General features: G+C 70.1%; 12 protein-coding genes. 6 read left to right on the top strand and 6 right to left on the bottom strand.

From position 1 onward, the window contains the following. Positions 1-53 precede the first annotated feature (53 nt). The 3 genes from ACOYR3_RS05460 to ACOYR3_RS05450 all read right to left on the bottom strand — a co-directional run bounded on the left by ACOYR3_RS05460 (position 54) and on the right by ACOYR3_RS05450 (position 3,625). A complete protein-coding gene (locus tag ACOYR3_RS05460; RefSeq protein WP_291484692.1) occupies positions 54-485 on the bottom strand; it encodes a hypothetical protein in 432 nt (143 codons plus the stop codon). A 309-nt stretch (positions 486-794) separates the two neighbouring features. Further along, on the bottom strand, positions 795-1,295 hold the full coding sequence (locus ACOYR3_RS05455) for a DUF1854 domain-containing protein (protein WP_422845462.1): 501 nt from the start codon (positions 1,293-1,295) through the stop codon (positions 795-797). A gap of 23 nt (positions 1,296-1,318) precedes the next feature. Further along, the gene (locus tag ACOYR3_RS05450; protein WP_422845461.1) at positions 1,319-3,625 is read right to left on the bottom strand and encodes an ABC transporter ATP-binding protein; all 2,307 of its coding nucleotides are present in this window, start codon (positions 3,623-3,625) and stop codon (positions 1,319-1,321) included. 231 nt (positions 3,626-3,856) lie between these two features. Here ACOYR3_RS05450 and cphA (ACOYR3_RS05445) point away from each other — a divergent pair, with 231 nt between their 5' ends. The 3 genes from cphA (ACOYR3_RS05445) (at position 3,857) to ACOYR3_RS05435 (ending at position 9,282) form a co-directional block, all read left to right on the top strand. Continuing rightward, positions 3,857-6,067, top strand: a complete 2,211-nt coding sequence (cphA, locus tag ACOYR3_RS05445; RefSeq protein WP_422845460.1) for a cyanophycin synthetase — start codon at positions 3,857-3,859, stop codon at positions 6,065-6,067. A 135-nt stretch (positions 6,068-6,202) separates the two neighbouring features. After that, a complete protein-coding gene (cphA, locus tag ACOYR3_RS05440; RefSeq protein WP_422845459.1) occupies positions 6,203-8,782 on the top strand; it encodes a cyanophycin synthetase in 2,580 nt (859 codons plus the stop codon). After that, a complete protein-coding gene (locus ACOYR3_RS05435) occupies positions 8,782-9,282 on the top strand; it encodes a CreA family protein (RefSeq protein ID WP_422845458.1) in 501 nt (166 codons plus the stop codon). The genes cphA (ACOYR3_RS05440) and ACOYR3_RS05435 overlap by 1 nt, the downstream gene beginning before the upstream one ends. A 127-nt stretch (positions 9,283-9,409) precedes the next feature. Here the strand turns inward: ACOYR3_RS05435 and ACOYR3_RS05430 are convergent, their stop codons facing one another. Beyond that, on the bottom strand, positions 9,410-10,072 hold the full coding sequence (locus tag ACOYR3_RS05430) for a DsbA family oxidoreductase (RefSeq protein ID WP_422845457.1): 663 nt from the start codon (positions 10,070-10,072) through the stop codon (positions 9,410-9,412). Between the two features lie 173 nt (positions 10,073-10,245). Here ACOYR3_RS05430 and ACOYR3_RS05425 point away from each other — a divergent pair, with 173 nt between their 5' ends. Both ACOYR3_RS05425 and ACOYR3_RS05420 read left to right on the top strand, forming a co-directional pair. After that, positions 10,246-12,576, top strand: coding sequence for a heavy metal translocating P-type ATPase (locus ACOYR3_RS05425; RefSeq protein ID WP_422845456.1), 2,331 nt, complete (start codon positions 10,246-10,248; stop codon positions 12,574-12,576). Between the two features lie 240 nt (positions 12,577-12,816). Further along, a complete protein-coding gene (locus tag ACOYR3_RS05420; RefSeq protein WP_422845455.1) occupies positions 12,817-14,100 on the top strand; it encodes an SPOR domain-containing protein in 1,284 nt (427 codons plus the stop codon). A gap of 39 nt (positions 14,101-14,139) precedes the next feature. On the opposite strand, the gene ACOYR3_RS05415 is transcribed toward ACOYR3_RS05420, so the two are convergent. Together ACOYR3_RS05415 and ACOYR3_RS05410 are read right to left on the bottom strand one after the other, a co-directional pair. Further along, the gene (locus ACOYR3_RS05415; protein ID WP_422845454.1) at positions 14,140-14,895 is read right to left on the bottom strand and encodes an alpha/beta fold hydrolase; all 756 of its coding nucleotides are present in this window, start codon (positions 14,893-14,895) and stop codon (positions 14,140-14,142) included. Positions 14,896-14,915: 20 nt separating this feature from the next. Next, entirely contained in the window at positions 14,916-15,926 is a 1,011-nt protein-coding gene (locus ACOYR3_RS05410; protein WP_422845453.1) for a M14 family zinc carboxypeptidase, read from the bottom strand. A gap of 182 nt (positions 15,927-16,108) precedes the next feature. Here ACOYR3_RS05410 and ACOYR3_RS05405 point away from each other — a divergent pair, with 182 nt between their 5' ends. Beyond that, the gene (locus ACOYR3_RS05405) at positions 16,109-16,246 is read left to right on the top strand and encodes a hypothetical protein (protein WP_291484710.1); all 138 of its coding nucleotides are present in this window, start codon (positions 16,109-16,111) and stop codon (positions 16,244-16,246) included. Positions 16,247-16,248: the final 2 nt, after the last annotated feature.

Below are 16,248 nucleotides of genomic sequence, written 5' to 3'. Positions count from 1 at the left end.
GTAGCAGCTATATTTTTAATAGCATTTAGGCCGCGAGACGCCGGCCGGGCCGCTCACAGGCCGCCCGTGCGCTTGACCTTGGGATCGGAATAGGTCAGCGGCTCGTTCTTGACCTGCTGGGCCAGCCGCTCCTGCAAGGTCATCTTGTTGATGTCCTGGGCCACCTCCACCGCGCTGCCGCTGGCCCGCCACATGGACTGGATCAACTCCAGCAGCTGCTTGTAGATGGGCTCCTTCGGCGGCTCGGGCGGCTCCTCCACGGTCTCCTTCTTCTTCACTTCCGTCCAGTCGCGGTTGGCAACATCCGGGGCGGAGGGCTTGTCGGGCTCCCGCACGATGGCGCCTTCTCCGAGCCGGTCCATGGACTCCACCGGATTGGAGGGGTTGATAGGCCGCACGGGCGGCGCGCCGGAAGCGCCCGTGGAATACAAATCAGCGCCCTGAGGACGCCAGCTCGGCGATCGGTCGACAGGTGGCATTTGCATGGCAGTGGCCCGGTAGTTGTGACAAATGGAGAAGAAGGTGCGGAGGCTTTTCCGGCCTCTTCGTACATTCATTTCGGTAAAAAGAAGGGGAAATTTAGGCCTTTTTCACCGATTGACACAAAACTAGGGTTTACCCCTAAAAATGACCGCAGAACGAGCCCCCGCTTGCCAGGAACACCAGGAACACCAGGAACTCGCAGCGCGCAGAGAGGCTGGCGCAGCGCTGCGTCCACCCTCAGTCGGAATGGGGGCTATGGGGGCGACAGCCACCCGGCGCCACATCCGGCCGGCCGGGTAGCGCCCCCTCCGTCAGAGAAAGCGCTCGAGCAAACGGCGCGAGTGCCGGTCCAGGGCCGTGGTGTCGCGCACCCGGAACTGGACGCCATCGCCACCGGCGATGAGCAGATGGGTGCGGCCGCCCAGGCGGCGGATGTCCTCTTCCCCCTTGAGGACCAAGCTTGCCGGCCCCCGATCGGTTTCCACCTGCCAGGTACTTGGGGTGGAAAAGCTCGAAACGGCGAGGATTTTTTCGATAGTGGGCACAAACTCGCGCGCTTGCAGCTCCGCCTCGATCAGTTGCCGCACGGCGGGGTCCAGGGTGTCCAACCGGTCCACCCAGCAGAGCTCGTGGCCGTCCGCCCCCATCAGGGACAGCCCTTCGCCCGGCGCCGCGATGGGAAAGGCCCGCACCGGCAGCACGCCCTCGTGCACCGTGCCGTCCGGCAGCGTGAGAACCAGCCGGCCATGGGCGTTGCGGGCCAGCGCAAAGGCCGGCTGCAAGGGCATTGCGGCGGGAGACGGGGTGTTCATGGCGATTTCCTGCGAAAAAACGGTCACGGCTGGCCCGCCGGGTGGGCGGAATGCAACAGGCTGCTGTCAATAAGGACACCCGCCGCCTGCGCGTCTTCCTCGGCGCGGCGGGCCTGGGCTTCGTACAGGCGCCAGTAGGCGCCCTGCTTTTCCATGAGCTCGTCGTGCGGCCCCACTTCCACCACCTCGCCGCGGTCCATCACCACCAGGCGGTCGGCCTTGCGCAGGGTGGACAGGCGGTGGGCAATGGCAATCGTCGTGCGGCCCTGCACCAGGTTGTCCAGCGCGCGCTGGATTTCCTTTTCGGTCTCGGTGTCCACGGCCGAGGTGGCCTCGTCCAGGATCAGGATGCGCGGGTCGATCAGCAGCGCGCGGGCAATGCTGATGCGCTGGCGCTCGCCGCCCGACAGGCCCTGGCCGCGCTCGCCCACCAGCGAGTCATAGCCGTGCGGCAGGCGCAGGATGAACTCGTGCGCGTGCGCGGCGCGGGCCGCCGCCACGATCTCTTCGCGCGTGGCCTCGGGCTTGCCGTAGGCGATGTTCTCGGCAATGGTGCCGAAGAACAGGAAGGGCTCCTGCAGCACCAGCCCGATGTGGCGGCGGTAGTCGGCCACGGCAAAGCGGCGGATGTCGATGCCGTCCACCTGGATGGAGCCGTCGCTCACGTCGTAGAAACGGCTGATCAGGTTGACCAGCGTGCTCTTGCCCGAGCCGCTGTGGCCCACCAGGCCGATCATCTCGCCGGGGCGGATGTCCAGGTCCAGGCCCTTGATGACCGCGCGGCTGCCGTAGCGAAAGCCCACGCCCTGCATGCTGATGGCGCCTTGCACCTTGTCCACCTTCACAGGCTGGGCCGGGTCGGGCACGTTGCTCACGTGGTCCAGGATGTCGAAGATGCGCTTGGCGCCGGCAGCCGCCTTCTGCGTGACGGAGACGATGCGGCTCATCGAATCCAGCCGGCCGTAGAACCGGCCGATGTACGCGATGAAGGCGGTCAGCACCCCCACAGTGATCTGGCTGCGCGACACCAGCCAGATGCCGAAGGCCCACACCACCAGCAGGCCGACTTCGGTGAGCAGCGACACGGTGGGCGTGAACAGGCTCCAGGTCTTGTTGAGCTTGTCGTTCACCTCCAGGTTGTGCTGGTTGGCGTCGCGAAAGCGCTGGGCTTCGCGCTTTTCCTGGGCAAAGGCCTTGACCACGCGGATGCCGGGAATGGTGTCGGCCAGCACGTTGGTCACTTCAGACCAGACCCGGTCGATCTTTTCAAACCCCGTGCGCAGGCGGTCGCGCACGGTGTGGATCATCCAGCCGATGAAGGGCAGCGGCACCAGCGTGACCAGCGCCAGCCACGGGTTGATGGAGAAGAGGATCGCCGCCGTCATCACGATCATGAGCACGTCGGTGACGAAATCCAGCGCGTGCAGCGACAGGAACACGTTGATGCGGTCCGTCTCCGAGCCGATGCGCGCCATCAGGTCGCCCGTGCGCTTGCCGCCAAAGTAGTCCAGCGACAGGCGCAGCAGGTGCTCGTAGGTGGTGGTGCGCAGGTCGGCGCCAATGCGCTCGGACACCAGCGCCAGGATGTAGGTGCGCGCCCAGGAGAGGCACCAGGCCAGCAGGGCCGACAGCAGCAGCCCGCCCAGGTACAGCAGCACCAGCTTCGGGTCGATCTTCTGCCCGTTCTGGAACGGGATCAGGATGTCGTCCATCAGCGGGATGGTCAGGTACGGCGGCACCAGCGTGGCGGCCGTGGATGCCAGCGTGAGACCCAGGCCGGCCGCCAGCTGCTTGCGGTAGGGGTGGGCAAAGCGCCACAGGCGCAGCAGCACCCAGGTGGACGTCTGCGGCGGCTGCGCGCGGGCACAGGCCGGGCATTCATCGGTGTCGGGCGGCAGCGGGGTGTGGCAGATGGGGCAGCTGGGCTCGTCGTCGTCCGCCGCGTGGTTGCCGGCACCGCGGGCCATCTGCTGCTCAAAACGCTGCACCAGGCGCAGGGCCTGCGGGTGGTGCGCCAGCGTGAAGCGCCACAACGCCTCGCGCACGGCGGGGCTGTGCAGCTCCAGCGTGCCCACGCCGCCGTGGTCGTGGAGCTTCAGCGCCACGCCGTCCCGCAGCGGCCAGCCGCGCCAGGCCGTGCCGGCGGGATCCCACGCCAGAAGCCGCTCGGAAGTCACCACCACCCAGCCGGCCGCAAAACGCAGCTCGGCGCTCAGGTCAACCTGCAGCGCGGCCAGCACGTTTTCTTCGGGAGCGAGCATGGCCCGCAAATCGGCCCCTTGCGGGCCGGCAAAGACACCCGAGGCGTCCACAGAATGGTGATGTTGCATTTTTGGTTGGTTTTTCCGCCCCCGGCGGCCTGGGGCGACCCATCTCGCGAAAGCGAGAATTCTCCCCGATACTGCACGCCACGGCGCGACGGCATCCTTCCATAACGCCCGGGAAGCCCCGTCGGCTGACAGCCGCGCGGCGTCTCCGGACTGGAGCACAATTCCCGTCTCGAAAGTCACTTTTTCAAGGACAGCCCTTATCCGGCTGGACAACCCCACCCGCTGCACTCCATGGCGAAACTCAACGACATCCAACTGCTTCGCATCAACTACCTGCGCGGCCCCAACATCTGGACGTACCGGCCCGTGCTGGAGGTCTGGCTGGACCTGGGGGAACTGGAGGACTACCCTTCCAACACCCTTCCCGGCTTCAACAGCCGGCTCACCGCCTGGTTGCCGGCGCTGATCGAGCACCACTGCGGCGTGGGCGAGCGCGGCGGGTTCCTCCAGCGCCTGGAAGAAGGCACCTGGTGCGGCCACGTGCTGGAACACATCGTGATCGAATTGCTGAACCTGGCGGGCATGCCCACCGGCTTTGGCCAGACACGCTCCACCTCGCAGCGCGGCGTGTACCGCATGGTATTCCGCGCCCGCGACGAGAGCGTGGCCCGCGTGGCGCTGGCCCAGGGCCATGCGCTCATCATGGCCGCCATCAACGACGAGCCGTTTGACGTGCAGGCCGCCGTGGCGCGCGTGCGCACCGAGGTGGACGACCAGTACCTCGGCCCCAGCACCGCGTGCATCGTCACCGCCGCCACCGACCGCGGCATTCCGCACATCCGCCTGAACGACGGCAACCTGGTGCAACTGGGGTACGGCGCCAGCCAGCGCCGCATCTGGACAGCCGAAACCGAGTTCACCAGCGCCATTGCCGAAGGCATTGCCAGCGACAAGGACCTGACCAAGACCCTGCTCAAGTCCTGCGGCGTGCCCATCCCCGAAGGCCAGGTGGTCAACAGCCCCGAGGAGGCCTGGGAAGCCGCGCAGGACATCGGCCTGCCCGTGGTGGTCAAGCCGTCGGACGGCAACCACGGCCGGGGCGTGACGCTGGACCTGCGCAAGAAGGAAGACATCGAGGCGGCCTACCACGTGGCCTACCCCGAAGGCAGCGACGTGATGGTGGAGCGCTTCATCCCCGGCGACGAGCACCGCCTGCTGGTGGTGGGCGGCAAGGTGGTGGCCGCGGCGCGCGGCGAGGTGGTCACCATCACCGGGAACGGCCGCAACACCGTCAAGGAGCTGATCGACACGCAGCTCAACTCCGACCCCCGGCGCGGCTACGAAGAAGAGTACCCGCTCGAAATCATCGACCTGGCCACCGACACCAAGGTGCAGCTGGAACTCAAGCGCCAGGACCTGGAGGCCGACTCCGTGCCCGCCGCCGGCCGCCAGGTGGTGGTGCAGCGCAACGGCAACGTGGCCGTGGACTGCACCGACGACGTGCACCCCGAGGTGGCCTACATCGCTCAGCTTGCCGCCAAGGTGGTGGGCCTGGACATTGCCGGCATCGACCTGGTGGCCCGGGACATCGGCAAGCCCCTGCACGCCCAGGGCGGTGCCATCGTCGAAGTGAATGCCGGCCCCGGCCTGCTGATGCACCTCAAGCCCGCCGAAGGCGCCCCCCGCCCCGTGGGGCAGGCCATCGCCGAGCACCTGTTCCCCTCGGAAGACAGCGACGCCGCGGCCCCTGCCGGACGCATCCCGCTGGTGGGCGTGGCCGGCACCCGGGGCACCGCCACCATCGCCCGCGTGGTGGCCTGGCTGATGCACCTGGGCGGCTACCACACCGGCCTGGCCTGCCGTGAGGGCCTGTTCCTCGACCGCCGCCGCGTCGAATCCACCGACTGCGCCCATTGGGAAGCCGCGCACCGCCTGCTCATGAACAAGATGGTGCAGGCCGCCGTGATCGAGAGCGACGCGCGCACCATCCTGCGCGACGGGCTGGCCTACGACCGCTGCCAGGTGGGTGTGGTCACGGACATGGACGGCGTGGAAACCCTGGCCGAATTCGACGTGCACGAGCAGGACCAGATGACCAAGGTGATGCGTACCCAGGTGGACGTGGTGCTGTCCGAAGGCGCCGCGGTGCTCAACGCCGCCATCCCGCAGGTGGCCGACCTGGCGCCGCTGTCGGACGGGGCCGTGGTGCTGTACGCGCAAGACGCCAACCTGCCCGTGATCGTGGAGCACCGCGCCAAGGACAACGGCCGTGCCGTGGTCGTGAAGAACGGCCGCGTGGTGCTGGCCACGGGCAGCGCGGAGCATGTGCTGGGCTCGCTGGCGGACCTGACCTTCGGCCGCAACGCCGTGGTGCCCGACACCGACGCCCTGCTGGCTGCCATCGGCGCGGCCTGGGCCCTGGACATCGCACCCGACCTGATCGGTGCGGGCATCAAGACCTTCGAACCCGACCTGCCCGCGCCGGTGGGGCTGCCCACCTGATGGCCCCAGGCACGCCCACGGGCAACTGCTCCGCCGGCCCGGGCCCCGCCCGCGGCCTGCGCCGCGATGGCGCCCGGTGCATGCCGCCGCTGCAATAACGCACCCTGAACGAACACCACCAAGACGAGACTCCCCATGGATGTATCCCGCACCCGGGCCCTGCGCGGCCCCAATCTCTGGAGCCGCCACATGGCCATCGAGGCCGTGGTGGCCTGCTCGGACACCGAGCGCGCCGTAGGCCAGATGCCCGGGTTTGAAGCCCGGCTGCGCGCCCTCTTCCCGGCCATCGGTGCGCTGCACCCCGAGACAGGCGGCGGCGACGTCTCGCTGGCCCATGTGCTGCAGACGGCCGCCCTGGCGCTGCAGGCGCAGGCGGGTTGCCCCGTGACCTTTGCGCGCACTACCCCCACCACCGATGCGGGGGTGTACCAGGTGGTGGTGGAATACAGCGAAGAGGCCGTGGGCCGCAAGGCGTTTGAATACGCGCAGCAGCTCATTGAAGCGGCGCTGGGCAACGGCAGCTTCGACGCGGATGCGGTCATCGCCGAGCTGCGCGAGCTGGACGAGGACGAGCGCCTGGGCCCCAGCACCGGCTCCATCGTGGCCGCCGCCGTGGCGCGGGGCATCCCGTACCGCCGCCTCACGCGGGGCAGCCTGGTGCAGTTCGGCTGGGGCTCCAAGCAGCGCCGCATCCAGGCCGCCGAGGTGGACTCCACCAGCGCCGTGGCCGAGTCCATCGGCCAGGACAAGGACCTCACCAAGCGCCTGCTGCACGCGGCCGGCGTGCCGGTGCCGCTGGGCAAGCCGGTCGACACGGTCGACGAGGCCTGGGAAGTGGCCCTGAAGGTGGGCCTGCCCGTGGTGGTCAAGCCCCAGGACGGCAACCAGGGCAAGGGCGTGACGGTCAACATCACCGACCGCGCCCAGCTGGAAGAAGCCTTCCGCACCGCGGCCGAGTACGGCACGGTGATGGTCGAGCGCTTCCTGCCCGGCCACGACTTCCGCCTGCTGGTGGTGGGGGACCAGCTCGTGGCGGCCGCCCGCCGCGAACCGCCCCAGGTGCTGGGGGACGGCCAGCACACGGTGCGCGAACTGGTGGACCAGGTGAACCAGGACCCGCGCCGCGGCGAGGGCCACGCCACCTCCCTCACCAAGATCCGCCTGGATGACATCGCCGTGGCGCGCCTGGCCCTGCAAGGCCTGACACCGGACGCGGTGCCCGCCAAGGGCCAGCGTGTCATCCTGCGCAACAACGCCAACCTGTCCACCGGCGGCACCGCCACCGACGTGACCGACGACGTGCATCCCGAAGTTGCCGCGCGCGCCGTGGCTGCCGCCCAGATGGTGGGCCTGCACATCTGCGGCGTGGACATGGTGGCCGAGACGGTGCTGCGCCCGCTGGAAGAGCAAGGCGGCGGCTTTGTGGAAGTGAACGCGGCGCCCGGCCTGCGCATGCACCTGGCCCCCAGCTACGGCAAGCCCCGCAACGTGGGGCAGGCCATGGTGGACAAGCTGTTTGCCCACGGCGATGACGGCCGCATTCCCACCGTGGCCGTGACCGGCACCAACGGCAAGACCACCACGGCGCGCCTCATTGCGCACCTGTTCACGGCCCAAGGCCTGCGCGTGGGCATGACCAACACCGACGGCGTATACGTGAACGGCCGCCAGATCGACAGCGGCGACTGCAGCGGCCCCAAGAGCGCCCGCAACGTGCTGCTGCACCCCGAAGTGGACGCCGCCGTGTTCGAGACGGCCCGTGGCGGCATCCTGCGCGAAGGCCTGGGCTTTGACCGCTGCTCGGTCGCCGTGGTCACCAACATCGGCGCCGGCGATCACCTGGGGCTGAACTACATCACCACGGTGGAAGACCTGGCCGTGCTCAAGCGCGTGATCGTGCAGAACGTGGCGCCCACGGGCTACGGCGTGCTGAATGCGGCCGACCCCATCGTGGCGGCCATGGCGCCCGCCTGCCCCGGCAAGATCATCTTCTTTGCGCTGGACCGCCACCACCCCGTGATGGCCACGCACCGCGCCCAGGGCCACCGCACCGTGTACGTGGACGGCGACTCCATCGTGGCCTCCGAAGGCTCTTGGCGCGAGACCATCCACCTGCGCGACGTGCCCATCACGCGCAACGGCAAGATCGGCTTCCAGGTCGAGAACGTGATGGCCGCCGTCGCCGCCGCCTGGGGCGTGGGCATGCCGTGGCAGACCATCCGCCGCGGCCTGTCGGGCTTTGTGAACGACAGCGACAACGCGCCCGGCCGCTTCAACATCATGGACTACCGCGGCGCCACCGTGATTGCCGACTACGGCCACAACCCTGACGCCATGCGGGCCCTGGTGCAGGCCGTGGACGCCCTGCCCGCCCAGCGGCGCAGCGTGGTCATCAGCGGCGCGGGCGACCGCCGGGATGAAGACATCCGCGAGCAGACGGTGATCCTGGGCGCGGCATTCGACGACGTGATCCTGTACCAGGACGCCGCCCAGCGCGGCCGCGCCGACGGCGAGGTGATGGCGCTGCTGCGCGAGGGCCTGGCCGGCGCGCCCCGCACCAAGCACGTGGAGGAAATCCGCGGCGAATTCATTGCCATCGACGCTGCGCTGGCACGGCTTGCGCCGGGCGACCTGTGCCTGGTGCTGGTGGACCAGGTGGAAGAAGCCCTGGCGCACCTGGCGCAGCGCTGCACCGAAGCAGGAGCCGCGGCGTGATGAAGACCCGGCTTGCCACGGCAGCGGCCCTTTTGCTGCTGCCGTTGCTGCTGCTGCCGGCCGGCGCCGCGATGGCCGCCGCGGGCGAGAAGATCGGCACGGTGGACACCGCCTTCCAGTGGATCGGCCGCGACCACGACATCATCGTGGAGGCCTATGACGACCCCGGCGTGCAGGGCGTGACGTGCTACGTGTCGCGCGCCCGCATCGGCGGCATCAAGGGCACGCTGGGCCTGGCCGAGGACCGGGCGGAGGCCTCCATCGCCTGCCGGCAGGTGGGGCCCATCAGCTTTCCCGAGCCGCTGAAGAAGCAGGAGGAAGTCTTCACCGAGCGCATGTCCATCCTGTTCAAGCGCCTGCGCATCGTGCGCATGGTGGACCCGGCGCGCAACGCACTGGTGTACCTCACGTACTCCGACAAGCTCATCGACGGCTCGCCCCAGAACAGCGTGACCGCCGTGCCCGTGGACCGGGCCACGGCCATTCCCTTGCGCAAGTAGGCGGCGCACGCAGCGCCGTCCCACACGGCAAAGGGCCCCGGCGGGGCCCTTTTGCGTTTATGCATAAAAAATGGCCCCAGCGCTTATCCAGCAAGCGCAAGAAGCTATTAAAACAATAGCAATCCGATCAGGACTGGCCCGCAATCTGCCGCAGGGCTTGCTCGAACACCTCCACCGGCTGCCCGCCCTGGATCAGGTGGCGATCGTTGACGATGATGGCCGGCACGGAATGGATGCCGCTGCGCAGGTAGAGCTGCTCGCGCTCGCGCACCTCGTCGGCATAGCGGCCCGAGGCCAGCACCTCGCGCGCCTCGGCGGCGTCCAGCCCCACCTCGCCGGCCACGCGCACCAGCACCTCGTGGTCGCCGGGGCTTTGGCCGTCTGTGAAATAGGCCTTGAACAGCGCGTGCTTGAGCTGCGTCTGCAGGCCCTTGTCCTCGGCCCAGTGCAGCAGGCGATGCGCATCAAAGGTGTTGTAGATGCGGCTGCGCTTGTCCAGGTTGAAGGTGAAGCCCAGCGCCGCGCCGCGCGCCGCAATGGCCTCGCGGTTCTTCTGGCTTTGCTCGGGCGTGGCGCCGTACTTTTCGTGCAGGTGCTCGCCGATGTCCTGGCCTTCCGGCGCCATCTGGGGGTTCAGCTCGAAGGGCTGGAAGTGCAGGTCCAGCGCCACCTCGCCTTTCAAGCGGTCCGCCGCCTGCTCCAGCGCCTTGAGGCCGATGATGCACCAGGGGCAGGACACGTCGGACACGAAATCGATCTTGAGGGAGGTGGGGGCAGCAGGGGCGGACATAGCGGTGTGCGGAAAGGCAAAGCCTGAATGGTAGAGCGGCGGCAATGCCCTTGCCAGCCGGGCGTTGGAACGGGCGTTGGAACGGGCGTTGGGGCGGGCGTTGGTGCGGCCCCGGCACCAGCCCCCCTGCCGCCGCTTGACCCTCAAGCGGCTTCAAGGTTTCCAATGGCCGTATGACCCAGGAACACACCCCGTCCACCCTGTGCTGCGGCAGCGCCTGCAGCAGCATCAGCAGCCCCCCGCCCCCCGCCCCCCACAGCCATGCCGCGCACAGCCATGCCGCGCACAGCCATGCCGAGCACAGCCACGGCGCCCACGGCCCCGATTGCTGTGCACCCGCAGCCGCCGCCCAGCCGGGCGCAACCGCCTCGCCGCAGCCAGGCACGCGCTTTCGCATCACGGCCATGGACTGCGCGGCCGAGGAAAGCGAGATCCGCCATGCGCTGGCCAGCGTGCCCGGCATCCGCGGGCTGGGCTTCCAGCTGGGTGCCCGCACGCTGGCCATCGACGCGCCCGCCGACGTGCTGCCGGCTGCCCTGGCCGCGATCCGCAAGGCGGGTTTTGACCCCGAGCCGCTGGACGCGGCCTCGGTGGCGGCCGCGACGCCCGCCGACGGCCTGCTGCGCCTGGGCGCGGCGCTGGCCCTGGCCGTGGGCGCCGAGGTGGTGGCGTTCTTCGCGCCCGACACGCAGGCCTTTCGCGCCCTGGGCATGGGCGTGGCCGCCACGGCCATTGGCCTGGCGGGCTTTTCCACCTACCGCAAGGGCCTGGCCGCCCTGCGCCAGGGGCGGCTGAACATCAATGCGCTGATGACGGTGGCCGTCACCGGTGCCTTCCTGATCGGCCAGTGGCCCGAAGCCGCCATGGTGATGGCGCTGTACGCCGTGGCCGAGCTGATCGAGGCGCGCGCGGTGGACCGGGCGCGCAATGCCATCCAGGGCCTGCTGGCCCTGGCGCCCGACACGGCGGAAGTGCGCCAGGCCGACGGCCGCTGGGCCGTGGTGCCGTGTGCCGACGTGCCGCTGGGCGCAACGGTGCGCGTGAAGCCGGGCGCCCGCATTCCGCTGGACGGCACCGTGGCGGCCGGCACCAGTGCCGTGAACCAGGCGCCCGTCACCGGCGAGAGCATCCCGGTGGACAAGGGCGTGGGGGACGCCGTGTTCGCAGGCACCATCAACGACACCGGCCTGCTGGAGGTGACCGTGACCGCCGCCGCCAGCAACACCACGCTGGCGCGCATCATCCACGCCGTGGAGCAGGCCCAGGGCGCGCGAGCCCCCACGCAGCAGTTTGTGGACCGGTTTGCCGCCGTCTACACGCCCGCCGTGTTCGCGGCCGCGCTGCTGGTGGCGGTGCTGGCGCCCTGGGCGCTGGGCTGGGGATGGATGGAGGCGCTGTACAAGGCGCTGGTGCTGCTGGTCATCGCCTGCCCCTGCGCGCTGGTGATTGCCACGCCCGTCACCGTGGTCAGCGCGCTGGCGTCGGCCGCGCGGCGCGGCATCCTCATCAAGGGCGGCGTGCACCTGGAGGGCGCGCACCGGCTGCGCGCCGTGGCGCTAGACAAGACCGGCACCATCACCGAAGGCCGCCCCCGCCTGGTGGCGCAGGAGGTGCTGGCGACCACGGCCCCCACGGCCCAGGTGCTGGGCTGGGCGGCCGCGCTGGCCGGGCACTCGGACCACCCGGTGTCGCGCGCCATCGCGCAGGGCCTGCACGACACGGCCGGCACGGCAGCCGCGCAGGCCGGCCCGGCGGTACAAGGCTTTACCGCCCTGGCGGGCCGGGGCGTGCAGGGCCAGGTGGACGGGCGCACGCTGGTGCTGGGCAACCACCGGCTGATCGAAGAACGCGGCCTGTGCAGCCCTGCCCTGGAAGCGCGCCTGGCGGCCCACGAGCAGCAGGGCCGCACCGTGACGCTGCTGGCCGACGGCACCGAAGTGCTGGCCGTGCTGGCCGTGGCCGACACCATCAAGCCCAGCTCGCGCGAGGCCGTTGCGCAGCTGCGCGCGCTGGGCGTGGCCACCGTGATGCTGACGGGCGACAACGCCACCACGGCCCGCACGATTGCGCACGAGGCCGGTCTTGACGAGGCCCGCGGCAACCTGCTGCCCGAAGACAAGCTGGCCGCCATCGAAGCCCTGCAGGCGCGGCACGGCGCCCACGTGGCCATGGTAGGCGACGGCATCAACGACGCGCCCGCCCTGGCCCGCGCCGACATCGGCTTTGCCATGGGAGGCGCGGGCACCGACACGGCCATGGAGGCCGCCGACGTGGTCATCATGAACGACGACCTGCGCCGGATCCCCGAGGTGATCCGGCTGTCGCGCCACACGCGCGGCGTGCTGGTGCAGAACATTGCCATCGCGCTGGGCATCAAGGCCGTGTTCCTGGTGCTGGCCGTGGCGGGCAACGCCTCGATGTGGATGGCCGTGTTTGCCGACATGGGCGCCAGCCTGATCGTGGTGGCCAACGGGCTGCGCCTGCTGCGCGGCGCGCGGGCCTGACGGGAAAAGTCAAAATTTGAATCAAAACTGCCTCCAGCGCTTATGCAGCAAGCGCAAGCAGCTCTTCTATTGATAGCAAATTGCACCAGCCGCTGCATCCCACACCCCGGGTAGGCCGGCGCGCACACCGGCCGCCACCGCCCGGGCGCCCCGGCCCGCTGCGCCAATGCCGCCCGCAGGGCGTTGCGCGGCCGCGCCAGCGGCTGTAACACACAGCCCCGCGCGTGACAGAATCGGTCCATGCTCGACCACACGGATCCCGTCGCGTCCATCATCCCGGCCCAGGGGCTGGAGTCGCCGTCGGACAACGCCATGACGGCCCTGTCCCGGCTGGCGCTGGGGCCGGTGAACACCGACTACTACATCGCGGTGTTCGAGCGTTTTGACGCCACCGGCCGCACGACCACCACCTGGAACTGGGCCGCTTGCCTGGCCACCATCAGCTGGATGGTGTTCCGGCAGCTCTGGACGCCGGCACTGGTCTACGTGGCCGCCGCCGAAGGCCTGGCGCTGGGCGCGTTCGCCCTGGGGCGCGCCGTGCTCCACTGGCCGATGGGCGTGGAGCTGGGCGTGCTGGGGGCCGTGGCGGTGCTGGCCTTTGCGGTGCCAGGCCTGTACGGCAACGCACTGCTGTACGCCGACATCCGCAAGCGCGTGGCGCGCGCACTGGCGGCATCGCGCACCCTGCCCGAAGCCTGCCGGCTGCTGGAGCGGCAGGCCAGCTCGCGCAAGCGGCTGCAAGCGGTGGTGCTGGCCACGGGGGCGCTGGCAGCGGCCGCCGTACTGGCCTTCCTGCTCTGGCCGGCATCGCAGACGCGCCCGCTGGCGCTGGAGCCCGACGTGACCGTGGCCCAGGCAACGGCGGCCCACACCCCGCCGTCCGCCCCCCCCAAAACCCTGCCGGTGGGCGAACTGCCGCCCCCGGCCCAGCCCCCCGTGGAGGCAGGATCGGACGAAGCGGCACCGCCCGCCGCCACGCCGGCTGCCTCCACCCCTGCATCCGCGGCGCCCCCTGCACCTGCACCTGCACCTGCACCTGCACCTGCACCTGCACCTGCACCTGCACCGGCGGCAGCTGCGGCACCGGCACCAACTCCTGCAGCAGCGGTCACCTCTGCACCGGCCAAGCCGGCCACCAAGGCCGAGCCGAAGAAGGCAAGTGCTTCCGACAACCACGGGCGCCGGCCCGTCGCCTCTGCTACCTCTGCCGCGCAGGCCGCCCCCGCCACCAAGCCTGCCAAGCCGGCTGCGTCAGCCGCCACGGCACCCGCACCGGCCCCTGTCGGCTCTGCGCCGGGCTACTACATCAACGTGGGGCTGTTTGCGGAGGAAGCCAATGCCCGCAAGGCCCAGGCGCGGCTGCTCAACGAAGGCCTGCCCGCCTTCCGCCAGGAACTGCAGGGCGCCAAGGGCCGGCGCATTCGCGTGCGTGTGGGGCCTTACGCCAGCCGCGCGCAAGCCAACGCCGCGGCCGAATCGATCCGCGCCATGGCCCTGGAGGCCGTGGTATTCAAGCAGTCTTAGCCTCCCCTCGAAACGCGTCTCAGAGGCCCACGGGCCATCTCAAGCGCAGCGCAGCCAGGCCGCCACCTGCTCCACCACCCATGCCGGGTCGTCCAGCGGCAGGTCGTGCCCGGCCCACGGGTGCAGCACCAGCGGCACGCCCCAGGCGGCGGCAATGGCGTGCGAGCAGGCGCAGTCCACCAGGCCGTCCTGGCGGCTTGCCAGCAGCAGCATGCGCGGCACCGGCGCACTCGGGGGGGCGCGGTAGCGGACGGCCGCCAGCAGCTGGCGCAGCGTGTTGCCGGCCGGCACGGGCCGCTGGGCGCGCACGGCAGCCCACTGGCGCACCACGTCGTCCACGCCGTCGTCCGTGCGGCGGCTGGTCATGCGCAAGACGGTGCGCTCCACCGCCTGTGCCGACCCGCCGGCCAGCAGCAGGCGCAGCAGCGCGCCATAGTTGCGCGGCCGCAGCCGCTGGTAGAAGGGGCTGAAGGGCCGCAGGCTGGTGTTCACCAGCACGCAGCCGGCCACCTCCGCGGGCGCCTCCCGGGCCCACTGCGTGGCCACCATGGCGCCCAGCGACAGGGCCAGCAGGTGGTACGGCGGCGCCACGCCGCGCGCGGCCAGCGCAGCGCGGCACGCCTGCGCCATGCCCGGCACCGACGCGGGCGATGCCTGGCGGTGCAATTCCCCATGGCCCGGCAGGTCCAGCGCCAGCACGCGGTCCTGCGGCAATGCGCGGGCCAGGCGGTCCCCAAAGTCCCCCCAGTGCGCGGTCTCGCGGGCCAGGCCCCGCAGCAAGATCCATTGGCGCACGGCGCCGCCTCCTTCTCGCATCAGTACCACGCCGCCAGGGCCTGCGCGCGCCGCTGCGCCCGCTGCGCGGGAGCGGGCGTCCACCGGTCGTGGCTGCAGGCAGCGCGTGCCAGAAAGTCCAGCAGCGACACGTGGCGCCGCAGCACGCGCTGCTGGCGGTGGCTGATGAGCGGGTTGAAGATGCCGTTGCGCGAGAACAGCTGGCGCGGGTTCTTCTTGATCCACAGCCACGAGCCCATCTCCAGCGTGAGCGGCAGGAAGGTGTGCTCCGGGCGTTCGCGGCAGGCCTGCAGGTACAGGTGGTCCCACAGGTCGCCGTGCGCCAGGTACTGCGCGCTTTGCGGCTCGATGGTGTACGGGTGGTGGCTGTGGGCCTGCAGGAAGATCTCCTGCAGCGCGTGCATCTCCGCCAGGTGCTCAATGGGTTTGCGCGTGTGGGCGAACGGGAACCACAGCCGGTCCTTCACGCCAAAGCCCGAGTGGCAGTCCAGCGCCATGCTGAACGGGCGCGCCAGCAGCTCCTGCTGCACCACGCTGCACAAGGCGGCGCTTTCCACCTCCAGCGGGTCCCCCAGGCGCCCGCGGTACCAGGGCAGCCCGGCGCTCACCCGCTGCCCGCCAATCCACAACGGCACCCGGTCGGTGGCGTCGACCGGGGCGTTGCGCATCAGATCCACGCCGCGGGGATTGGCGCGCGTGGCCGTCCACATGCCGCCGGGGTTCACCACCGGCATGAACACCAGGCGCATGCGCTCCAGCTGGCGGTGCAGCAGGGTGTCCCACTGCAGCCGCATCACGAGGCTCTGCAGGTAGGCGATGACCACCTCGGCGCCGATGCGCTCCAGCCCGTGCACCCCGCCAAAGAAACCGATCACGGGCACGTCCAGCGCCGCATTGCCCAGGGCCATGGCGTGGATGGGAAAACAGGTGCCTGAGGCCACCGTCACCTCCGCCACCACGCGCACCTGCAGGTGCGGCGCGCCCATTTCCATGATCTTCTCCAGCGCCAGCAGCTCGGGCAGGGTGTTCATGGCAGTGTCAGGGCAGGCGCAGCGGAGGGTGGACGGCAGGGATTGGCGCAGAGCATAGCCCCGGCCCAGGCCCCTGTGCTGCCCGCGTGCCGGGGTGTGGGATTTCGGCAAAACGACGCGCAGCTGTCACACAAGCGCGTTACCTTGCCAGGCAACTCAACCTGTCGAAGAGGCGCACGATCATGCTCTGGAGATGGCTCGGACTGCAGCGGCTGCTGGATGAACTCTTTGATGCGCCCGGGGGGTTGAGCTTCGACCTGCCGCGCACCCATGAATGGTCCGTGTTCGACGACGCCGCCGTGCCGTCGTCGCCCGACTGAAG

The organism is Acidovorax sp. M2(2025) (genome assembly GCF_049330835.1).
Taxonomy (GTDB): domain Bacteria; phylum Pseudomonadota; class Gammaproteobacteria; order Burkholderiales; family Burkholderiaceae_C; genus Acidovorax.
The sequence above is the reverse complement of the archived record's forward strand: the minus strand, read 5'-3'. Positions and strand labels throughout refer to the sequence as shown.

Excerpts from the sequence above, each read along its gene's own strand:
- ACOYR3_RS05460 (WP_291484692.1), bottom strand. The coding sequence starts at position 485 with ATGCAAATGCCACCTGTCGACCGATCGCCGAGCTGGCGTCCTCAGGGC.
- ACOYR3_RS05455 (WP_422845462.1), bottom strand. The coding sequence starts at position 1,295 with ATGAACACCCCGTCTCCCGCCGCAATGCCCTTGCAGCCGGCCTTTGCG.
- ACOYR3_RS05450 (WP_422845461.1), bottom strand. The coding sequence starts at position 3,625 with ATGCAACATCACCATTCTGTGGACGCCTCGGGTGTCTTTGCCGGCCCG.
- cphA (WP_422845460.1), top strand. The coding sequence starts at position 3,857 with ATGGCGAAACTCAACGACATCCAACTGCTTCGCATCAACTACCTGCGC.
- cphA (WP_422845459.1), top strand. The coding sequence starts at position 6,203 with ATGGATGTATCCCGCACCCGGGCCCTGCGCGGCCCCAATCTCTGGAGC.
- ACOYR3_RS05435 (WP_422845458.1), top strand. The coding sequence starts at position 8,782 with ATGAAGACCCGGCTTGCCACGGCAGCGGCCCTTTTGCTGCTGCCGTTG.
- ACOYR3_RS05430 (WP_422845457.1), bottom strand. The coding sequence starts at position 10,072 with ATGTCCGCCCCTGCTGCCCCCACCTCCCTCAAGATCGATTTCGTGTCC.
- ACOYR3_RS05425 (WP_422845456.1), top strand. The coding sequence starts at position 10,246 with ATGACCCAGGAACACACCCCGTCCACCCTGTGCTGCGGCAGCGCCTGC.
- ACOYR3_RS05420 (WP_422845455.1), top strand. The coding sequence starts at position 12,817 with ATGCTCGACCACACGGATCCCGTCGCGTCCATCATCCCGGCCCAGGGG.
- ACOYR3_RS05410 (WP_422845453.1), bottom strand. The coding sequence starts at position 15,926 with ATGAACACCCTGCCCGAGCTGCTGGCGCTGGAGAAGATCATGGAAATG.
- ACOYR3_RS05405 (WP_291484710.1), top strand. The coding sequence starts at position 16,109 with ATGCTCTGGAGATGGCTCGGACTGCAGCGGCTGCTGGATGAACTCTTT.